The organism is Paucibacter sp. M5-1, assembly GCF_027498415.2.
GTDB lineage: Bacteria > Pseudomonadota > Gammaproteobacteria > Burkholderiales > Burkholderiaceae_C > Roseateles_E.
Map to the genome: position 1 here is coordinate 1,191,517 of NZ_JAPZLM020000001.1, position 16,726 is coordinate 1,208,242.

The window sequence follows — 16,726 nt, forward strand, 5'->3', positions numbered from 1 at the left end:
TCCCTTACCCAAGGACATCACCCATGAAGAACGCCTATCGATTGATCGCCCTGGCCGCCGCAATGGCCGCCGGCTCGGCCCAGGCCTATGACTGCAGCGCGGTGCCGGCCTGGACCGCCGCCGACATCTACACCGGCGGCAAGCTGGCCCAGCAGAACAACAAGGCCTACCAGGCCAAGTGGTGGACCCAGAACAACTCGCCGGCCACCAACTCCGGCACCTGGGACGTCTGGAAACCGCTGGGCGACTGCGACGGCAATCCGCCCGTCGACACCACACCGCCCAGCGTGCCCGCCGGCCTGAGCGCCACCGGCGCCACCAGCACCAGCATCAGCCTGAGCTGGCAGGCCTCGACCGACACCGGCAGCGGGGTGGCCGGCTACGAGCTGCTGCGCGGCGCCAGCCTGATCGCCTCGCCCACCGGCACCAGCCACACCGACAGCGGCCTGAGCGCCGGCACCGCCTACAGCTACACGGTGCGGGCCAAGGACCGCGCCGGCAATGTCTCGGCCGCCAGCGCCGCGCTGCTGACCAGCACGGCCAACGGGGCCTGCGCCGCGCCGCCGGCCACGCCCGCCGGACTGAACGCCAGCAGCACCAGCAGCAACAGCGTCAACCTGGCCTGGGGCGCGGTGGCCGCCGGGCCCAACTGCACGGTGCAGTACCGCGTGCTGCAGGGCTCAAGCACGGCCGCCACCGTGGCCAACCCGGCCGCCAGCGTCACCGGCCTGAGCCCCGACACCGCCTACAGCTTCAGCGTCGTGGCCTTCAACCAGGCCGGCGCCTCCCAGCCCTCGGCCGCGATCTCGGTGCGCACCCAGGAGCTGGGCGGTGGCGACAAGACGGTGCTTGGCTACTTCGCGCAATGGGGCATCTACGGCCGCAACTACCTGGTCAAGAACATTGACACCAGCGGCTCGGCCCAGCACCTGACCCATATCAACTACGCCTTCGGCAATGTGCGCAACAACCGTTGCGAGGTCGGCGTGACCCAGGCGGTCAACGAGAACACCGGGGCCGGCGGCGATGCCTTTGCCGACTACACCAAGGGCTTCAGCGCGGCCCAGAGCGTGGACGGCGTGGCCGACCGCTGGGACCAGCCGCTGCGCGGCAACTGGGGCCAGCTGAAGAAGCTCAAGACCAAGTACCCCAAGCTCAAGGTGCTGATCTCGCTGGGCGGCTGGACCTACTCTCGCGGCTTCTCCGAAGCCGCAAAACCCGAGAACCGCGCCGCCTTCGTCAAGAGCTGCATCGACGCCTATATCAAGGGCGATCTGCCGCGTGTCGAGGACGCCGGCGGTGCCGGCGCGCTGGCCGGTGTGTTCGACGGCATCGACCTCGACTGGGAGTATCCGAACGCCTGCGGCCTGGCCTGCGGCAAGCCCGAGGACCGCGAGAACTTCACCGGCCTGGTGGCCGAGTTCCGCCGCCAGCTCGACGCACTGCGCCCGGGCCTGCTGCTGACCATGGCCGCGCCGGCCGGCATCGACAAGATCCGCGCCTTCGACCCCGGCCAGGCCCATCCCTATATGGACTTCATCAATGTGATGACCTATGACTTCCACGGCAGCTGGGAGGCCAGGACCAATTTCCATTCGCCGCTCTACGGCAGCACGGCCGACCCCTCGACCGGCGATGTGCGGTTCTACAACACCGACGATGCGCTGCAGGCCTATCTCGCCCAGGGCGTGCCCGCCACCAAGCTGAACCTGGGCATCGGCTTCTACGGCCGCGGCTGGACCAATGTGCCCAATGTCAACAACGGCCTCTACCAGAGCGGTGTCGCGGCACCGGCCACCTGGGAGCGTGGCAACGAGGACTACAAGGTGCTGAAGAGCCTGGCCTGGCCCAGCTTCGTAGACCCGCAAAGCCGCGCCCAGTGGATCTACAACGGCACGACCTTCTGGAGCTTCGACACCCCGGTGCAGATCCGCGAGAAGATGGACTACGTCAAGTCACGCGGCCTGGGTGGCGCCTTCTTCTGGGAGTTCAGCGGGGATGATGCCCAGGGCAGCCTGACCAAGGCGATTGGCGAGGGGCTCAAGTAAGCCCGCAAGACCGCGCGTGGCCCGCACGAGCGGGCCACGCGCACTCGCTCACTCGATGCGCGAAGCCCAGTAGTGCGGACGCTTGCGATGCGGCGCGATGGCGATCACAAGCAACTCACCCGGCGAGGCCCGATACACCACATTGAACGGAAAGCCCCTGACCAAGATGCTGCGCGCGCTCTTGAACGATGGCGCACCACCAAGAGGATGATTCAAGGCGCGATCCAGCGCCGCCTGCACGGCGGCCTGAAATCGCAGCCCGGTGCCGGCACGGGCCTCCGAGTAGTAGGCGACTTCCTTCAGCAACTCAGCCTCTGCCGCCGGAAGAAAGCGCAGCTTCATCAGCGCCGTCGCAAGGCTCAGCGGGCGATGCGGCTCGCCTTGGCAAAGACTTCTGCCGCATCGATGGCGAGGACTTCGCCGCTGTCGTACTGAGCCAGCCGACGCTCGATTTCGGCCTCCCAGGATGCGTGGAGTTCGGCGGCAGCAGGCTCGTTGAGCGAGACCAGCAGCTGGTCGACCAGGCGTTCACGATCCGCAATCGGCAAGGCCCGCCCGCGCATCACGAGTTCAGAGACAGGGTCTGACATGGCGTCTCCCGAAAGCATGCCGGCAGTTTAACGCTGCGGCAGGCCCAGCCGCTTCAAGGTCTCCTCGGCAATGGCCAGGCAGCTGGTCAGGCCGGGGGACTCGATGCCCAGCAGATTGATAAGGCCGGGCACGCCGTGGCGCTCGGGGCCGTCGATGCGGAAGTCCGGTGCGGGCTCGCCCGGGCCATGGATCTTGGGCCGCACGCCGCTATAGGCCGGGGCTAGCGCGCCGTCGGGCAGGCCCGGCCAGAAGCGCCGCACATCGGCATAGAAGGCCTCGGCCCGGGCCGGGTCGACCTGGTAGTCGATCTGGCCTGGATCGCTGACTTCGTCCAGCCACTGCGCGTCCGGTCCGAAGCGGGCCTGGCCGCCCAGGTCCAGGCTCAGGTGCACGCCCAGCCAGGCGTCCTGCGGCAGCGGATAGACCAGGCGTGCAAACGGCGCCTTGCCCTGCAGCGAGAAATAGCTGCCTTTGCTGAAATGTGCGGTCGGCACATGCGCGGCATCCAGGCCCTCGGTCTGCGCGGCCAGCCAGGGCGCCGACAGGCCCGCTGCATTGACGACGATGGGGGCCAGCAGCTCCATCGTGCCGCCATCGTCGGTGCCAACCGTCAAGACCTGACCCTCGGGCGTTAGCCGCAGCGACTGCACGGCCGAGGCCAGGCCGACCGCGCCGCCGGCGCGCTCCAGATCGCCCTGCAGGGCCAGCATCAGGCCGTGGCTGTCGATGATGCCGGTCGAGGGCGACAGCAGGGCCGCCTCGCAGCGCAGCGCCGGCTCCAGGGCCTGGGCTTCCTCGCGCGCCAGCCAGCGCAGATCGTCAACGCCGTTGCGCGCACCCTTGGCGGCCAGCGCTCGCAGCCCCGCCACCTGCTCGGGCCCGGTGGCCACGACCAGCTTGCCGCAGCGGCGGTGGGCGATGCCGTGGCTTTCGCACAGCGCATAGAGCTGCTGCTTGCCGGCCACGCAGAGCCGCGCCTTCAGCGAGCCCTCGGGGTAATAGAGCCCGGCATGGATGACCTCGCTATTGCGCGAGCTGACCCCGGTGCCAATCGCCGTCTCGCGCTCCAGCACCAGGGTCTCGAGCCCGCGCATGGCAAGCGCCCGGCCCACGGCCAGGCCGACAACACCGGCCCCGACCACCACCGCATCGACCTTGTCCATCGCTTTATTCCCCGTGTAGTTCCTTGTGATCGCCGCGTTCGATGGCGTAGGCGATGACGGCCGCCGCATCGGGCGTGAAGCCGCTCAGCGAGCCGGGTTCCAGGTCCAGGAACTCGGCCACCTCGCCGTCCTGATTGACCGGCCGGAACTCGGCCGGCAGGCGCAGATTGAAGACATGCAGGACCTCGTCGTGCAGACCCTGGGCGGTCAGCCGCACGGTGCGCAAGGCACCGCCGGGCCGCAGCGCAGCGGACAGCGCCGCGTCGACACCGGCCTCCTCCCACAGCTCGCGTCGTGCGCAAGCCAGCGGTTCCTCGCCGGCGGCCAGGCCGCCGGCGGCCAGATTGTCCAGCAGGCCCGGGTCGGTCGGCTTGCTGAGCGAGCGTCGGCCGCACAGCATGCGGCCATCGGGTCGCCAGCCATTGATGTGCACGGCCCGGCTCATCAGACCGAAGAAGCGGAATGCCGCGCGCTCCATGCGGAACAGCTCGGTGCCGCGCGCGCTACAGGGCTCGGCCAGCGGTGCCTCACAGGCAAAGGCCTCGCCGCGCCAGCCCTGGATCGCGCCCTGGGCCCGCAAGGCCTCGGCGGCGGCCTGCATCACAGCGGACAGGTCGGCAGCGCCTTCCCAGCGCAGCTCCTGGTCGGTCAGCCGGGCACCGGGCAGCAGCGGCAGCACCCGCGCCGCCCGCTCGGGGCTGAGCCAGCCCAGCGCCTGTTCGCCCAACCGAAAGCGCAGCCAGTCCGAGGGCAGCGGCGGCAACACCGGCTCAGACATCGAGCCGCGCCTGGCCACCCGGCTCGCGCAAGCGCGTCTGCGCCAGCACGCCGGCCGAGTCGAGGATGGGATAGGCGATCGAGCAGATATGGCTGTTGATGCGCTTCAGGTCGGTGATCAGGTCCAGATGCAGCGAGCTCGTGCCTATGCTCTGCATGGTGTTGTCCTGCAGCCGCGCGATATGGGTGGCCGCGTACTCGAGCTCGAGATCGCGGAACCGCGCCTTCTCCTCCAGCAGCTTCTGCGCATCGCGCACATGGCCGTCGAGGAAGACGCTCATGCCCAGGCGCAGATTGGCCAGCAGGCGCTCGTGCATATGGGCGATCTCGGCCATGCCGGCCTCGGAGAAATTGCGGCCCTTTCGGATCTTCTTGTCCTCGATGTCCTCGAGGATGCGCTCTATCGTGTCGCCGATCTGCTCCATATTGATCGTGAACGAGACGATGTCGGTCCAGCGCCGCGCCTCGCGCTCGGACAGGGCCTCGCGCGAGATCTGGGTCAGGTAGAACTTGATGGCCGAGTAGAGCTCGTCGACCGTGTCATCGAGCTTGCGCAGCTCGCTTGACAGCTGCGTGTCGTCGTTCTTGATCACCGGCAGGATGCCGCGCAGCATGGTCTCGACCACATCGGCCTGGTGCAGGGCCTCGCGGGCCGCGCAGCTGATCGCCAGCGCCGGCGTGGTCAGGGCCATCGGGTCCAGATGGCGCGGCCGGCTCGATGCGGCCGGCGGCGGCGTCACCATGAAACGCTCCAGCAGCTTGGCCATCGGCGTCACGAAGGCGATGAAGAGCAGGGCCATCAGGATGTTGAAGCCCAGATGCAGCGCGATCACCTGCTGGTGCACGGTCGGCAGCCACTGCTGCAGCTCGATATGGATCATCGGCAGCAAGGGCACGACCACCGCGCAGGTCGCCAGCTTGAAGATCAGATTGCCCAGCGGCAGGCGGCGCGTCGAGACATTGGCCTTGGCGGTGGACAGCACGGCCAGCACGCCGCTGCCGACATTGGCCCCCATCACCAGGCCCATCGCCAGCGTCGCCGGCACCATGCCGGACTCGGCCAGGGTCGCGGTCAGCAGCACGACGGCCAGGCTGGAATAGGACATCACGGTCAGCAAGGCGCCGACCAGGATCTCCAGCATGATCTCGTTGGGCAGGGCCACCAGCAGCGCGCGCACCGCCGGGCTCTGGGTCAGCGGGCCGGTGCTCGCGACGATCAGCTTCAGCGCCAAGGTGATGATGCCCAGCCCGATCGCCACCCGGCCGATGCGCCCGACCGTGGTCTTCTCCTGCGAGATGAAGAGCACCACGCCGGTGAAGATCAGTGCCGGCGACAGCCAGGACAGATCGAAGGAGAACACCACCGCCATCAACGCGGTGCCCATGTCGGCGCCCAGCATCACGGCCAGCGCCGAGGCGGTCGACACCAGGCCCTGGCCGACAAAGGAGGCGACGATCAGGCAGGTGGCCGTGCTCGACTGCACCAGGGTGGTCACGCCCAGGCCGGCACTCATCGCGAAGAAGCGGTTGCTGACGCTGCGCGCCAGCACCTCGCGCAAATTGGCCCCGAAGATGCGCAGGACACCGGTGCGCACGATGTAAGTGCCCCAGACCAGCAGCGCGATGGCTGCCAATAGATTCAACAGATGCAACATAGGCGATTGATTCTGCTTGAAGCCCCGGCCCCTTCCCGACACAGGCTGTTGCATTGCGCACAAACTTTCATATTTGGCAGCGCAATTCCGCGCCCGGTTGCAAATGAGAATAGTTCCTGTTTAAATAAATACCTATCGCCAGCCCTCCAGCCAGCCCTTCGCAGCGCCGTGACCGTCACGGCAGGATACGGATGGCCCATGCTGGTTCCCCCCGCCCCTCATTTGTCCGGCAGCGCAGCCGCCCGATCACGCTGGCGCGGCAAGCAGCTGCTGGGCCTGCTGATCGTCGGCGCCGGCCTGGCACTGGGCCTGTTGCAGCTCTGGCAGGGCCTGGCGCCGAGCCCGGCGATGCGCACCGCGCTGGGCGCCGGCGGCATGGCGGCGCTGGCCACCGCGCTAGGCGTGCTGCCGATGCTGTGCGCCCGCGCGCCCGGCCGGCGCAGCCATGACGCCCTGCTGGGCTTTGGCGCCGGCGTGATGCTGGCGGCCTGCTGCTTCTCGCTGCTGGTGCCGGCCCTGGCCGCGGCCGGCCGCCTGGGCCATGGCAGCTGGGCCAGCGCGGTCGGCATCGGCGCGGCCCTGCTGGCGGGCGCGGCGTTGATCATGGGCGTCGAGCGCCTGTTGCCGCACCAGCACGGCGGTGCCGGCACGGCCGGCGAGTCGCGCCGCGAGCGCGGCCTGTGGCTGTTCGCCATCGCCATCGTGCTGCACAACATCCCCGAGGGCCTGGCCATCGGCGTTGCAGCGGCCGGCACCGACGCGGCGCGCGCCACCGCGCTGGCCACCGGCATCGCGATCCAGGACGTGCCCGAGGGTCTGGTGGTGGCGCTGGCGCTGCAAAGCCTGGGCGTCGGCCGCTGGCGGGCGGCGGGCATCGGCGCGGCCTCGGGGCTGGTGGAGCCGCTGGCCGCCGTGGTTGGTGCCACGCTGCTGGGCCTCAGCGCGGCGCTGCTGCCCTGGGGCCTGGCCTTCGCGGCCGGCGCGATGCTCTTTGTCGTCAGCCACGAGGTCATCCCCGAATCGCACCGCCAGGGCCATGAGCGCCATGCCACGACCGGCCTGCTGATCGGCTTCGTGCTGATGATGGTGCTCGACACCGCCCTGGGATAAGTCAACCAAGCCACAACCATGAACCAAGCCACCCCCAACACCTGGACCCAGCTGACCTTGCAGGGCAACGCGCTGTTCGAGCGCGGCGAGCATCTGCGCGCCATCCTGGCCTACGAGCAGGCGCGCAGCCTCGCGCTGGCCTGCTTCAACGACTGGCCGGACGGCGAGGACGCGGTGGCCGCCGTGGTCGTCAGCACCTTGAACCTGGCCGAGGCCCAGGCCCGCGCCGGCGCGCTGGACGAGGCCGCCGAGCTGCTGGCCAGCGTGCACGCCAGCCTGCTGCGGGCCAGCCGCAACAGCGGCCTGCATGTCTCGCTGCGCGAGGCCGCGACGCGACACCTGCGCGAGACCCAGGCCGCGCTGCTGCGCTTCGAGGCCCAGCACGGCGCCCATGCCGAGCTGCAGCGCTGCCTGTGCACGGACTGCTACGCCGAGCTGCACACCAGCCCCGCCCGCACGCTGCACTGAGCCCCTAGCCCGCATGACCGCCGCTTCCGACCATATCGCCGACATCCAGTCGATGGGCCTCAAGGCCACCGTGCCGCGCATCAAGATCTTGCGCATCTTCCAGCGCACCGCCCAGCGCCATCTGAGCGCCGAGGACGTCTACAAGGCCTTGCTGGCCGAAGGTGCCGACATCGGCCTGGCCACCGTCTACCGCGTGCTGATGCAGTTCGCCCAGGCCGGCCTGCTGTCGCGCCATCACTTCGAGCCCGGCAAGGCGGTGTTCGAGCTTGACGAGGGCAGCCACCACGACCATCTGGTCTGCCTGAACTGCGGCCGGGTCGAGGAGTTCGTCGACGAGGAGATCGAGCAGCGCCAGCGCGAGATCGCGCTGCGCCACGGCTTCGAGCTGCAGGACCATGCGCTGGCCCTGTATGGCTACTGCTCCGCGCCGCAGTGCCAGGGCACGGGGCGGTAGCGGCCGGCATGAGGGCGCGCCGCCCAAGAAAAAAGCCCCCGAGGTCGATGACTTCGGGGGCTTGATCTGGTGGGCGGTGCAGGGTTCGAACCTGCGACCCCTGCCGTGTGAAGGCAGTGCTCTACCGCTGAGCTAACCGCCCGGTATCTGGGGCGCAACGACCGGTTCAGAATGGGTGACCCCGATACGATTGCCGGAGTCATTCAATATTCTGGTGGGCGGTGCAGGGTTCGAACCTGCGACCCCTGCCGTGTGAAGGCAGTGCTCTACCGCTGAGCTAACCGCCCGGTCTGGTCGTTCAACAAACTCTTGGAAGAATTCGTTAACCGGGAAGCCCGCGATTATGCCATGGCTTTATCGTGGCAATCAAGCCGCTTGCCAGATTCTTTTGCCGCCGCTGGCCTTGTCGAGTTCGGCCAGCACCTTGTCATGGGCCTGCAGCTCGGCCTCGCTGGCCTGCAGCACCGGCAGCGCGAAGCGGCTCAGGTCAACCGCCTCGACCCGCAGCTCGCCCGGCTGGTTCGAATGGCTGCTGCCACCCTCGTCGATCACCAGCGAATCCTGCCCGCGGGTCAGGCGGATATAGACCTCGGCCAGCAGCTCGGCATCGAGCAAGGCGCCGTGCAAGGTGCGGCTGGAGTTGTCGACTTCCAGGCGCCGGCACAGCGCGTCCAGCGAATTGGCCTTGCCGGGGAACATATCGCGCGCCATCAGCAAGGTGTCGAGCACGCTGCCGACATGGTCGGTGATCGGCGGCTTCTTCAGGCGCTTGAGTTCGGCATTGACGAAGCCGATGTCGAAAGGCGCGTTGTGGATCACCAGCTGGGCGCCGGCCAGGAAGTCCAGCAGCTGATCGGCCACCTCGGCGAACTTGGGCTTGGTCGAGAGGAATTCCTCGGTCAGCCCGTGCACCTTCAGCGCTTCCTCGTGGCTGGCGCGCTCGGGGTTGACGTAGATATGCAGGTTGTTGCCGGTGAGCTGGCGGTTGACCATCTCGACGCAGCCGATTTCAACCAGACGGTCGCCGCCCTCGGCATACAGGCCGGTGGTTTCGGTATCGAAGAAGATTTGACGCATGAAGAAAACTCAGTTGGCTTGGCGGCGGCTGGCCCAGAGCCAGATCAGCCCACCGGCCGCGATCATCGGCAGCGACAGCCATTGTCCCTGACTCAGATTGAAGGCCCGCAGGCCCAGGAAGTCGTCCGGCTCGCGGAAGAACTCGGCCAGGAAACGCATCAGCCCATAGCCGATCAGGAAGACGCCGGACACCTGGCCGGTCGCGCGCGGCTTCTTCGCATAGAACCACAGCACGACGAAAAGCAGCAGGCCTTCGCCGAGGAACTGGTAGAGCTGCGAGGGATGGCGCGGCACGCCACCATCGCCGGCCTGCGGAAAGATCATCGCCCAGGGCAGGCTGGGGTCGGCCGCCCGGCCCCACAGCTCGCCATTGATGAAGTTGCCGATGCGCCCGGCCGCCAGACCGGTGGGCACGCAGGGCGCGATCAGGTCTGTGACCTCGAAGAACTTGCGGCCGCGCAGCCTGGCAAACAGCGCCATCGCGACCAGCACACCGAGCAGGCCGCCATGAAAGGCCATGCCGCCCTTCCAGACCGCCAGCACCTCGCCGAGGTGGTGCAGGTAGTAGTCGGGCTTGTAGAACAGCACATAGCCCAGCCGCCCGCCCAGCACCACGCCCAGCACGCCGAAGAACAGCAGATCGTCGACATCGCGCTTGGCCCAGCCGGCCGCCGCGAACTGCGGCTGGCGCACTTTCAGATTGGCCAGCCAGAGGAACAGGCCGAAGGCGGCCAGATAGGTCAGGCCGTACCAATGCACGGCCAGCGGGCCGAGGCTGATGGCGATGGGGTCGAACTGGGGGTGGACCAGCATGGCGTAAGCACCTCTTGAAGCAAGCCGCGCATCATAGTGGGCGGGCCAGGCAAGCCTGGATATGCTGGACAAAACGGCGCACCGCCGGCCCGGCATCGGGGCGCCAGATCAGGCTGGTCTCGCAGACCGGCACCCTGCCGGCCACGCGCTTGTAGACCACGCCGCTGCGCTGCAAGCCCATCACCGACTCCGGCACCCAGGCCGCGCCCATGCCGGCAGAGACCAGGTTGACGATGGTCTGCATCTGTATCGCCTCCTGGGCGATCACCGGGGCGGCCTGCTGATCGCGGTAGAAGGCCAGCACCGCATCGAACAGCGAGGGCGCTATTTGTCGCGGGAAGATCACCAGCGGCAGCGCCAGGATGTCGGCGGCCGCCAGCTGCGCTTTGGCGGCCAGCGCCTCCTCGGCGCTGAGCGCCAGCACCATGGGCTCGCGGGCGATGCCCAGGGCCTCGAAGCCGGCCGGCAAGGCGCCCGGCGCATGGATCACGAAGCCGGCGTCCAGATCCTCGCCAGCAAACTGCTGCAGCTGCACGTCCAGTGTGGCCTCGCGCAGGCTCAGCAGGATGTCGGGCTGCTGCTCGCGAAAAGCGCGCAGCCAGCGCGGCAGCTCGCCGAAACCGACGGTCGAGACAAAGCCCAGCCGCACCCGGCCGCGCTGGCCCTCGGCGGCCGCGCGCACCAGGGTGCCCAGTTGTTCGGCCTCGAGCAGCAGGCGCCGCGCCTGCGGCAGCAAGGCCTCACCGGCCGGGCTCAGCCGCACCGAGCGGCTGCTGCGCTCGAACAGCGGCGCGCCCAGCGCCTGCTCCAGCTTCTGGATCGCCTGGGTCAGCGGCGGCTGAGTCATGTGCAGGCGCAAGGCCGCCCGGCCGAAATGCAACTCCTCCGCAACGGCAAGGAACTGGCGCAGGCTTCTGAGCTCAATCATTTCTTCAGAACATATCAATCATCATTGAATAATATATTTGATAAACGATCAACGGCCGCGCAAACTGCAGCAATTCTGAGGAGACACCCATGTCAGCGATCAACCGCCGTTCCAAAAACATCACCGAGGGCGTGGCCCGCGCCCCGAACCGCTCCATGTATTACGGCATGGGCTACCAGGAGAGCGACTTCGGCAAGCCGATGATTGGCATCGCCAACGGCCATTCGACGATCACGCCCTGCAACTCCGGCCTGCAAAAGCTGGCCGATGCCGCCGTGCTCGGCCTGAAGGCCGCCGGCGCCAACCCGCAGCTCTTCGGCACACCGACGATCTCGGACGGCATGGCCATGGGCACCGAGGGCATGAAGTACTCGCTGGTCTCGCGCGAGGTGATCTCCGACTGCGTCGAGACCTGCGTCGGCGGCCAGTGGCTGGACGGCGTGATGGTGATCGGCGGCTGCGACAAGAACATGCCCGGCGGCATGATGGGCATGCTGCGCGCCAATGTGCCGGCCATCTATATCTACGGCGGCACCATCAAGCCCGGCCACTACAAGGGCCAGGACCTGAACATCGTCAGCGTCTTCGAGGCGGTCGGCCAATTCTCGGCCGGCAAGATGAGCGAGGAAGACTTCTGCCAGATCGAGAAGCGCGCCATCCCCGGCAGCGGCTCCTGCGGCGGCATGTACACGGCCAACACCATGAGCTCGGCCTTCGAGGCGCTGGGCATGAGCCTGCCCTACTCCTCGTCGATGTCCAATGTCGAGGACGAGGTGGTCGAGAACACCAAGCGGGCGGCGAACTATCTGGTCGAGGCCGTCAAAGCCGACCTGAAGCCACGCGACATCGTCACCAAGAAGGCCATCGAGAACGCCGTGGCCGTCATCATGGCCACCGGCGGCTCGACCAATGCGGTGCTGCATTTCCTGGCCATCGCCCATGCGGCCGAGGTCGAATGGACCATCGATGACTTCGAGCGCATGCGCAAGAAGATTCCGGTGCTCTGCGACCTGAAGCCCAGCGGCCAGTTCCTGGCGGTGGATCTGCACAAGGCCGGTGGCATCCCGGCCGTGATGAAGGTGCTGCTGAAGGCCGGCCTGCTGCATGGCGACTGCATCACCATCACCGGCAAGACCGTGGCCGAGAACCTGGCCGAGGTGCCCGAGCTGCGCGCCGACCAGGCCGTGATCCGCGACGTCAGCGCGCCGATCTACGCCCAGGGCCATCTGGCCATCCTGAAGGGCAATCTCTCGCCCGAGGGCGCGGTCGCCAAGATCACCGGCCTGAAGACCCCGGTGATGACCGGCCCGGCCCGGGTCTTCGAGGACGAGCAATCGGCCCTGGCCGCCATCATGGCCAACAAGATCGTGGCCGGCGACATCATGGTGCTGCGTTATCTGGGCCCCAAGGGCGGCCCGGGCATGCCCGAGATGCTGGCCCCGACCGGCGCGCTGATCGGCCAGGGTCTGGGCGAGAGCGTGGGCCTGATCACCGACGGCCGCTTCTCCGGCGGCACCTGGGGCATGGTGGTCGGCCATGTGGCGCCCGAGGCCTATGCGGGCGGCGTGATCGCGCTGGTGCAGGAGGGCGACAGCATCACGATCGATGCGCACCAGCTCAAGCTGGAGCTGCATGTGGATGCCGCCGAGCTGGCGCGCCGCAAGACGCTGTGGAAGCAGCCGGCGCCGCGCTACACCCGCGGTGTGCTGGCCAAGTTCGCGAAGACCGCGTCGAGCGCCAGCTCGGGCGCGGTGCTCGACCTGTTCGAGTAAAGAAGTGTGCGAGAGCGGCGCCGGCTATTTGCGGCGCTGCTTCTCGCTCTGGCCCAGCGCTTCGAGCGAGCGCTCGCGGCGCGCTTCCTTGCGCTGGTCCATGCGCTGCATGGCCTTCTTCTGCGTGTAGCCGCTGGCATCGGCCCAGAGCCACCACAGCACGGCCAGGCCGAAGGGCGCCAGCACCCACAGCCAGCTCCACTCGCTGACCGGCGCCACGCCCACCAGTTTGAGCAGCAAGAGCACGACACCGACGGCCATCAACAACATCACACGACTCCTTTGATCCATGCCGCCCCATAAAATCGCTGGCGGGGCTATGCTGTCAGCACTGTAGTGCAGATTGCACCGACCAGCCCTTAGAGATTGTTGAGCCGAAAGGAAACCATGAAGTCCTCTCTGATTGCCCTGGCCACGCTGGCCGCCACCCTGGCCGCCCCGGCCGCTTTTGCCAACGCCGAACTGGCACAGAAGAAGAACTGCATGGCCTGCCATGCGACCGACAAGAAGCTGGTCGGCCCGTCCTACAAGGACGTCGCGGCCAAGTACGCCAAGGACAAGGACGCCGTCAAGAAGCTGGCCGAAAAGATCATCAAGGGCGGCTCCGGCGTCTGGGGCCCTGTGCCCATGCCCGCCAATGCCCAGGTCAATCCGGCCGAGGCCGAGGAGCTGGCCAAGTGGGTGATGACGGTCAAGTGATCGTCGTCCAAGCGTCATGAAAAAAGCCCCGCACTGCGGGGCTTTCTCTTTTGGCGCTGCGAGTTCAGTAGGCCTGCCCCAACTGCTCAAGAATCGCGGGATTTTCCAGCGTCGAGGTGTCCTGCGTGACGCTCTCGCCCTTGGCCACCGAGCGCAGCAGGCGGCGCATGATCTTGCCGCTGCGGGTCTTCGGCAGGTTGTCGCCGAAGCGGATGTCCTTGGGCTTGGCGATCGGGCCGATCTCCTTGGCCACATGGTCGCGCAGCTGCTTGGCGATGGCCTTGGCCTCGTCGCCGGTCGGGCGCGGGCGCTTGAGCACGACAAAGGCGCAGATCGCCTCGCCAGTGGTGTCGTCGGGCCGACCCACCACGGCCGCCTCCGCGACCAGCTCGGTGCAGCTGACCAGGGCCGATTCGATTTCCATCGTGCCCATACGGTGGCCGGACACGTTCAGGACATCGTCGATGCGACCGGTGATCGTGAAGTAGCCGGTTTCGGCATCGCGGATCGCGCCGTCGCCCGCCAGGTAATAGCCCTTGAGCTCGGCCGGGTAGTAGCTCTTCTTGAAGCGCTCCGGGTCGCCCCAGATCGTGCGGATCATCGAGGGCCAGGGCTTCTTGACGACCAGGATGCCGCCCTGCCCGTTGGGCACGTCGTTGCCCAGCTCATCGACGATGGCGGCCGTGATGCCCGGGAAGGGCAAGGTGCAGGAGCCCGGCACCAGCGGTGTGGCGCCCGGCAGCGGCGTGATCATGTGGCCGCCGGTCTCGGTCTGCCAGAAGGTGTCGACGATGGGGCAGCGACCGCCACCGATGTTTGCGTGGTACCACTCCCAGGCGGCCGGGTTGATAGGCTCGCCGACCGAGCCGAGCAGGCGCAGGCTGCTCAGGTCATAACGCTTCGGGTGCACGGCCTCGTTGCTCTCGGCCGCCTTGATCAGCGAGCGGATCGCGGTGGGTGCGGTGTAGAAGATCGTGACCTTGTGTTTCTCGATCATCTGCCAGAAGCGGCCGGCATCCGGGAAGGTCGGGATGCTCTCGAACACGATCTCGGTGCCGCCCAGGGCCAGCGGGCCATAGGTGATATAGGTGTGGCCGGTGACCCAGCCGATGTCGGCGGTGCACCAGAAGATGTCGTCGGGCTTCAGATCGAAGGTCCACTTGGTCGTCAGCGCCGCATGCAGCAGATAGCCGCCGGTGCTGTGCTGCACGCCCTTGGGCTTGCCGGTCGAGCCCGAGGTGTAGAGCAGGAACAGCGGGTGCTCGGCCTCGACCCACTCGGGCGCGCAGTCGCTGGACTGGCCGGCCACGATCTCGTGCAGCCACTGGTCGCGGCCGGCGACCCAGCCGATCGCACCGCCGGTGCGCTTGTAGACGATCACATCCTTCAGGCTCGGACAGCTGTTGTCGGCCAGGGCCTCGTCGACGATGGCCTTCAGCGGCAGGGCCTTGCCGCCGCGCTGCTGTTCGTCGGCGGTGATCAGCATCACCGCGCCGGCGTCCTGGATGCGGTCGCGCAAGGATTGCGCCGAGAAGCCGCCGAACACCACCGAATGCGTCGCGCCGATGCGGGCGCAGGCCTGCATCGCGGCCACGCCCTCGACCGACATCGGCATATAGATGACGACCCGGTCACCCTTTTTCACGCCACGGCTCTTCAGCGCATTGGCCAGCTGGGACACACGGGCCAGCAACTCGTTGTAACTGACCTTGGTGACATCGCCGTTGTCGGCCTCGAAAATGATCCCGGTCTTGTCGCCCAGGCCGGCCTCGATATTGCGGTCCAGGCAGTTGTAGGAGACGTTGAGCCGGCCGTCCTCGAACCACTTGAAGAACGGCGCCTCGCTGTCGTTGAGCACCTGGGTAAAGGGCGTCTGCCAGCTGATCAGCTCGCGCGCCTGGCGGGCCCAGAAGCCCTGGTAATCGGCCTCGGCCTCGGCCACCAGGGCCTGGTAGCCGGCCATGCCTTTGACATGGGCCTGGGCCTGCCAGTCGGCGCTGGGCAGGTATTGCTTGTGACTCTGTGTCATCGCTATGTCTCCTCGGGCATCCAAGATCGCTGATCGCTGGGTCAGGACTGTGCGTGCAGTCTCTGACGAAGCGCTTACTCTAACCCCGTAACCGGGCGTGATCGGCCCGCGATGCGGGTTCACCCCGGGGCCCTAGAATCGCCCGCTACCGAACCCTTGAGCCGTCCCCCATGAGCACACGCCGTCTGCGCCCCCTGCCCAATCTGATCTTTGCCAGCCGCTGGCTGCAGCTGCCGCTCTACCTGGGCCTGATCCTGGCCCAGGGCGTCTATGTCTTCCAGTTCTGGACCGAGCTGGTGCACCTGATCGAGGCGGCCTTCGGCAACCAGGACGCGCTGGCCATGCTGGTCAAGAGCATTGGCTACAAGGCCACCGTGATCAAGGATGCGGCCGGCGTGGTGACCGGCTACGAGCCGATCGCCAAGCTCAATGAAACCATTCTGATGCTGGTCGTGCTGGGCCTGATCGACGTCGTGATGATCTCCAATCTGCTGATCATGGTGATCATCGGCGGCTACGAGACCTTTGTCTCGCGCATGGGCCTGGAAGACCACCCCGATCAGCCCGAGTGGTTGAGCCATGTCAATGCCTCGGTGCTGAAGGTCAAGCTGGCCACCGCCATCATCGGCATCTCGTCGATCCATCTGCTGAAGACCTTCATCAATGCCGACAACTACACCGAGAAGACCTTGATGTGGCAGACCCTGATCCACATCGCCTTCCTGTTCTCGGCCATCGCGATCGCCTACACCGACAAGCTGCTCAACGCCAATCACAGCGCTTCGGGCAAGCACTGACCCCGCTCAGGGCTGCGGCTGATCGGCCGGCAGCTCGGCCTTGGACGGCTGGCGCTGATGCAGCGCCGCCTTGGCCAGCAGATTGGCCGAGACCGGCGCGGTGATGAAGATGAACAGCGTGATCAGCAGCTCGTGCAGGCCGTGATCACCCTGGGCCCAGTGGATCAGCAGGCTGGCCAGCAGCACGCCGCCAACGCCCAGCGTGCTGGCCTTGGTCGGCGCATGCAGGCGCATGAAGAAGTCCGGGAAGCGCAACAGGCCGATCGCGCCCACCAGCGAAAACACCCCGCCTATCACCAGCAGTGCGGCGACCAGGGCTTGCAAGGTCCAGTGCAGCTCGTTCAT

At 67.3% G+C, this 16,726-nt stretch carries 18 protein-coding genes and 2 tRNA genes; 7 read left to right on the forward strand and 13 right to left on the reverse strand.

What is annotated here, in order from left to right:
* Nucleotides 1-23 precede the first annotated feature (23 nt).
* Nucleotides 24-2,048 carry a glycosyl hydrolase family 18 protein gene (locus tag O5M90_RS05445; RefSeq protein WP_269840276.1) on the forward strand — a complete coding sequence of 675 codons (2,025 nt, stop codon included), beginning with the start codon at nt 24-26 and terminating at the stop codon, nt 2,046-2,048.
* A 48-nt stretch (nt 2,049-2,096) separates the two neighbouring features.
* On the opposite strand, the gene O5M90_RS05450 is transcribed toward O5M90_RS05445, so the two are convergent.
* Genes O5M90_RS05450 through O5M90_RS05470 form a run of 5 tightly spaced genes read right to left on the reverse strand, consistent with a single transcriptional unit; the run spans nt 2,097 to nt 6,234 of the window.
* Nucleotides 2,097-2,390, reverse strand: a complete 294-nt coding sequence (locus O5M90_RS05450; protein WP_269840277.1) for a type II toxin-antitoxin system RelE/ParE family toxin — start codon at nt 2,388-2,390, stop codon at nt 2,097-2,099.
* 17 nt (nt 2,391-2,407) lie between these two features.
* On the reverse strand, nt 2,408-2,638 hold the full coding sequence (locus tag O5M90_RS05455) for an addiction module protein (RefSeq protein WP_262970477.1): 231 nt from the start codon (nt 2,636-2,638) through the stop codon (nt 2,408-2,410).
* Between the two features lie 27 nt (nt 2,639-2,665).
* Complete coding sequence (locus O5M90_RS05460) at nt 2,666-3,802, reverse strand: NAD(P)/FAD-dependent oxidoreductase (protein WP_269840278.1); 1,137 nt, start codon at nt 3,800-3,802, stop codon at nt 2,666-2,668.
* Between the two features lie 4 nt (nt 3,803-3,806).
* Nucleotides 3,807-4,580, reverse strand: coding sequence for an NUDIX hydrolase (locus tag O5M90_RS05465; protein ID WP_269840279.1), 774 nt, complete (start codon nt 4,578-4,580; stop codon nt 3,807-3,809).
* The gene (locus O5M90_RS05470; RefSeq protein WP_137942014.1) at nt 4,573-6,234 is read right to left on the reverse strand and encodes a Na/Pi cotransporter family protein; all 1,662 of its coding nucleotides are present in this window, start codon (nt 6,232-6,234) and stop codon (nt 4,573-4,575) included. The genes O5M90_RS05465 and O5M90_RS05470 overlap by 8 nt, the downstream gene beginning before the upstream one ends.
* Before the next feature lie 198 nt (nt 6,235-6,432).
* Here O5M90_RS05470 and O5M90_RS05475 point away from each other — a divergent pair, with 198 nt between their 5' ends.
* Genes O5M90_RS05475 through fur form a run of 3 tightly spaced genes read left to right on the forward strand, consistent with a single transcriptional unit; the run spans nt 6,433 to nt 8,266 of the window.
* Entirely contained in the window at nt 6,433-7,344 is a 912-nt protein-coding gene (locus tag O5M90_RS05475) for a ZIP family metal transporter (RefSeq protein ID WP_440401858.1), read from the forward strand.
* 18 nt (nt 7,345-7,362) lie between these two features.
* A complete protein-coding gene (locus O5M90_RS05480; RefSeq protein WP_137942012.1) occupies nt 7,363-7,812 on the forward strand; it encodes a hypothetical protein in 450 nt (149 codons plus the stop codon).
* A gap of 13 nt (nt 7,813-7,825) precedes the next feature.
* Entirely contained in the window at nt 7,826-8,266 is a 441-nt protein-coding gene (gene fur / locus O5M90_RS05485) for a ferric iron uptake transcriptional regulator (protein ID WP_269840281.1), read from the forward strand.
* A gap of 67 nt (nt 8,267-8,333) precedes the next feature.
* On the opposite strand, the gene O5M90_RS05490 is transcribed toward fur, so the two are convergent.
* From O5M90_RS05490 to O5M90_RS05510, 5 genes are all read right to left on the reverse strand, one after another.
* Nucleotides 8,334-8,408: transfer RNA gene (locus tag O5M90_RS05490), tRNA-Val, on the reverse strand.
* A 70-nt stretch (nt 8,409-8,478) separates the two neighbouring features.
* A tRNA-Val gene (locus tag O5M90_RS05495) sits at nt 8,479-8,553 on the reverse strand.
* Nucleotides 8,554-8,632: 79 nt separating this feature from the next.
* Nucleotides 8,633-9,343: a DNA polymerase III subunit epsilon gene (gene dnaQ / locus O5M90_RS05500; RefSeq protein ID WP_137942010.1), complete on the reverse strand. Its 711-nt coding sequence runs from the start codon at nt 9,341-9,343 to the stop codon at nt 8,633-8,635.
* Between the two features lie 9 nt (nt 9,344-9,352).
* Entirely contained in the window at nt 9,353-10,156 is an 804-nt protein-coding gene (gene lgt / locus O5M90_RS05505; protein ID WP_269840282.1) for a prolipoprotein diacylglyceryl transferase, read from the reverse strand.
* A 31-nt stretch (nt 10,157-10,187) separates the two neighbouring features.
* Complete coding sequence (locus tag O5M90_RS05510) at nt 10,188-11,084, reverse strand: LysR family transcriptional regulator (RefSeq protein WP_269840283.1); 897 nt, start codon at nt 11,082-11,084, stop codon at nt 10,188-10,190.
* An 89-nt stretch (nt 11,085-11,173) separates the two neighbouring features.
* On the opposite strand from O5M90_RS05510, the gene ilvD reads away from it, so the two are divergent.
* A complete protein-coding gene (ilvD, locus tag O5M90_RS05515) occupies nt 11,174-12,856 on the forward strand; it encodes a dihydroxy-acid dehydratase (protein WP_269840284.1) in 1,683 nt (560 codons plus the stop codon).
* 24 nt (nt 12,857-12,880) lie between these two features.
* On the opposite strand, the gene O5M90_RS05520 is transcribed toward ilvD, so the two are convergent.
* Nucleotides 12,881-13,126: a TIGR04438 family Trp-rich protein gene (locus O5M90_RS05520; RefSeq protein ID WP_262970470.1), complete on the reverse strand. Its 246-nt coding sequence runs from the start codon at nt 13,124-13,126 to the stop codon at nt 12,881-12,883.
* Nucleotides 13,127-13,243: 117 nt separating this feature from the next.
* On the opposite strand from O5M90_RS05520, the gene O5M90_RS05525 reads away from it, so the two are divergent.
* A complete protein-coding gene (locus O5M90_RS05525; RefSeq protein WP_137942005.1) occupies nt 13,244-13,555 on the forward strand; it encodes a c-type cytochrome in 312 nt (103 codons plus the stop codon).
* A gap of 64 nt (nt 13,556-13,619) precedes the next feature.
* Here the strand turns inward: O5M90_RS05525 and acs are convergent, their stop codons facing one another.
* A complete protein-coding gene (acs, locus tag O5M90_RS05530) occupies nt 13,620-15,584 on the reverse strand; it encodes an acetate--CoA ligase (protein WP_269840285.1) in 1,965 nt (654 codons plus the stop codon).
* Nucleotides 15,585-15,754: 170 nt separating this feature from the next.
* Between acs and O5M90_RS05535 the strand changes: the two genes are divergently transcribed.
* Nucleotides 15,755-16,381 carry a TIGR00645 family protein gene (locus O5M90_RS05535; RefSeq protein WP_137942003.1) on the forward strand — a complete coding sequence of 209 codons (627 nt, stop codon included), beginning with the start codon at nt 15,755-15,757 and terminating at the stop codon, nt 16,379-16,381.
* Nucleotides 16,382-16,387: 6 nt separating this feature from the next.
* Here the strand turns inward: O5M90_RS05535 and O5M90_RS05540 are convergent, their stop codons facing one another.
* Nucleotides 16,388-16,726, reverse strand: a complete 339-nt coding sequence (locus tag O5M90_RS05540; protein WP_262970468.1) for a Na+/H+ antiporter subunit G — start codon at nt 16,724-16,726, stop codon at nt 16,388-16,390.